Annotated in this window: 2 protein-coding genes; both read left to right on the top strand. The window is 69.1% G+C overall.

What is annotated here, in order from left to right:
- The coding region (locus AB0J67_RS40445) for a non-reducing end alpha-L-arabinofuranosidase family hydrolase (RefSeq protein ID WP_363491016.1) at positions 1-1,017 on the top strand (1,017 nt) is incomplete at its 5' end.
- Positions 1,018-1,311: 294 nt separating this feature from the next.
- Positions 1,312-2,783 (top strand): endo-1,4-beta-xylanase (locus AB0J67_RS40440; RefSeq protein ID WP_363491018.1); only part of this gene is annotated, 1,472 nt, incomplete at its 3' end.

The raw sequence follows: 2,783 nt of genomic DNA, 5'->3' as shown, positions 1-2,783 counted from the left end.
AACATCGTCCAGTACGACGACTGGGGCGGCAACAACCAGCAGTGGCAGCTCGTGCCCGTCGGCACCACCCCGCCGCCGTCCAGCCCGCCGCCGTCGAACCCGCCCGGCCAGTGCTCGCTGCCGTCGAGCTACCGGTGGACGTCGACCGGCCCGCTCGCCCAGCCGAAGTCGGGCTGGGTGTCGCTCAAGGACTTCACCACGGCCCCCTACAACGGCCGGCACCTGGTCTACGCCACCACCCACGACTTCGGATCCAGCTGGGGCTCGATGAACTTCAGCCTCTTCACCAACTGGTCCGAGATGGCCTCGGCCAGCCAGAACACCATGAACTCCGGCACCGTCGCGCCGTCGCTGTTCTACTTCGCCCCCCGCAACATCTGGGTCCTGGCCTACCAGTGGGGCGGCCCGGCGTTCTCCTACCGCACCTCCAGCGACCCCACCAACCCCAACGGCTGGTCCGCCCCGCAGACCCTGTTCTCCGGGAGCATCTCCGGCTCCCAGACCGGCCCGATCGACCAGGCCGTCATCGGTGACAGCACCAACATGTACCTGTTCTTCGCCGGTGACAACGGCAAGATCTACCGGGCCAGCATGCCCATCGGCAACTTCCCCGGCAGCTTCGGCTCCACCTCCACCGTGATCATGAGCGACACCACCAACAACCTGTTCGAGGCCGTCCAGGTCTACAAGGTCGCGGGCCAGAACCAGTACCTCATGATCGTCGAGGCGATCGGGTCGCAGGGCCGCTACTTCCGCTCGTTCACCTCCAGCAGCCTGGGCGGGTCGTGGACCCCGCAGGCCGCCAGCGAGAGCAACCCGTTCGCGGGCAAGGCCAACAGCGGCGCCACCTGGACCAACGACATCAGCCACGGCGAGCTGATCCGCACCAACGCCGACCAGACCATGACCATCGACCCCTGCAACCTGCAGCTGCTCTACCAGGGCCGCTCGCCCAGCTCCGGCGGCGACTACGGCCTGCTGCCCTACCGGCCCGGCCTGCTGACCCTGCAGCGCTGATGCCGTGACCCGATCCCTCTGCCGGGTCCGCCGGGCACTCACCGCGCCCGGCGGACCCGGCAGAGCGGGCGACCGCACCAGCGGTCCCCGCACCGACCGCCCGCCGTCGACGACGGCGAGACGGCCGGCAGCACCACTCCGGTCGGCGGGCACGCCCATGCCCACCCGGACCGGTCTGCAGCGCCCCTACCGCACCGTCGGGCACCTGCCCGGCGGCTCCACGGACCTGTCCACCGCTCCCAGGAGACGGCAATGAAACGAACCCGCACGTTCCGCGCGGCGCTGACAGCCACGATGCTCGTGGCCGCCACCGCGCTGACCACGATCGCCCTGGCGAACTCCGCCAGCGCGGGCACCACCCTCGGCACCTCCGCCGCCGAACGCGGCCGCTACTTCGGCACCGCGGTCGCCGCGTTCAAGCTCAGCGACTCGACCTACGTCAACATCCTCAACCGCGAGTTCAACTCGGTGACCGCCGAGAACGAGATGAAGTGGGACGCCACCGAGCCGTCCCAGAACAACTTCACCTACACCAACGCCGACCGCATCGTCAATCACGCCCAGAGCCGGGGGATGAGCATCCGCGGCCACGCCCTGCTCTGGCACCAGCAGCAGCCCGGCTGGGCGCAGAACATGTCCGGCAGCGCGCTGCGCTCGGCGGCGATCAACCATGTGACGCAGGTCGCGACCAAGTACCGCGGAAAGATCCACTCGTGGGACGTGGTGAACGAGGCGTACGCCGACGGCACCTCCGGCGCGCGGCGCGACTCCAACCTGCAGCGGACCGGCAACGACTGGATCGAGGCCGCCTTCCGCGCCGCCCGAGCCGCCGACCCCGGCGCGAAGCTCTGCTACAACGACTACAACACCGACGGGATCAACGCCAAGTCCACCGGCATCTACAACATGGTCCAGGACTTCAAGGCCCGCGGCGTGCCCATCGACTGCGTCGGCTTCCAGTCCCACCTGAGCAACTCGGTGCCCTCGGACTACCAGGCCAACCTGCAGCGCTTCGCCAACCTCGGCGTCGACGTGCAGATCACCGAGCTCGACATCTCCGGCTCCAACCAGGCCGCCGTGTATGACACCGTCACCCGCGCCTGCCTGGCCGTCGCCCGCTGCAACGGCATCACCGTGTGGGGCATCCGCGACAGCGACTCCTGGCGCACCGGCCAGAACCCGCTGCTGTTCGACTCCTCCGGCAACAAGAAGGCCGCCTACACCTCGACCCTCAACGCCCTCAACAGCACCCCACCGTCCAGCCCGGGTCCGTCCAGCCCCGCGCCGTCCTCGCCGACGTCGATCGACACCAGCGCGTGGTACACGCTGGTCAACCGCAACAGCGGCAAGGCGCTGGACGTGTACAACTTCTCCACCGCCGACGGCGGCCGCATCACCCAGTGGACCACCGGCACCGCCAACAACCAGCAGTGGCAGTTCGTCGACTCCGGCGGCGGCTACTACCGCCTCAAGTCCCGCCACTCCGGCAAGGTCCTCGACGTCTCCAACAACTCCACCGCCAACGGCGCCGCCATCGTCCAGTGGACCGACAACAACACCAACAACCAGCAGTGGCGCCTGGCCGACTCCGCCGGCGGCTACGTCCGGCTGATCAGCCGGCACAGCAACAAGGCCCTCGAAGTCCAGGGCGCGTCCACCGCCGACGGCGCCAACATCGTCCAGTACGACGACTGGGGCGGCAACAACCAGCAGTGGCAGCTCGTGCCCGTCGGCACCACCCCGCCGCCGTCCAGCCCGCCGCCGTC

The sequence above is a fragment of the Catellatospora sp. NPDC049609 genome (assembly GCF_040675365.1).
Taxonomy (GTDB): Bacteria; Actinomycetota; Actinomycetes; order Mycobacteriales; family Micromonosporaceae; genus Catellatospora.
The sequence above is the reverse complement of the archived record's forward strand: the minus strand, read 5'-3'. Positions and strand labels throughout refer to the sequence as shown.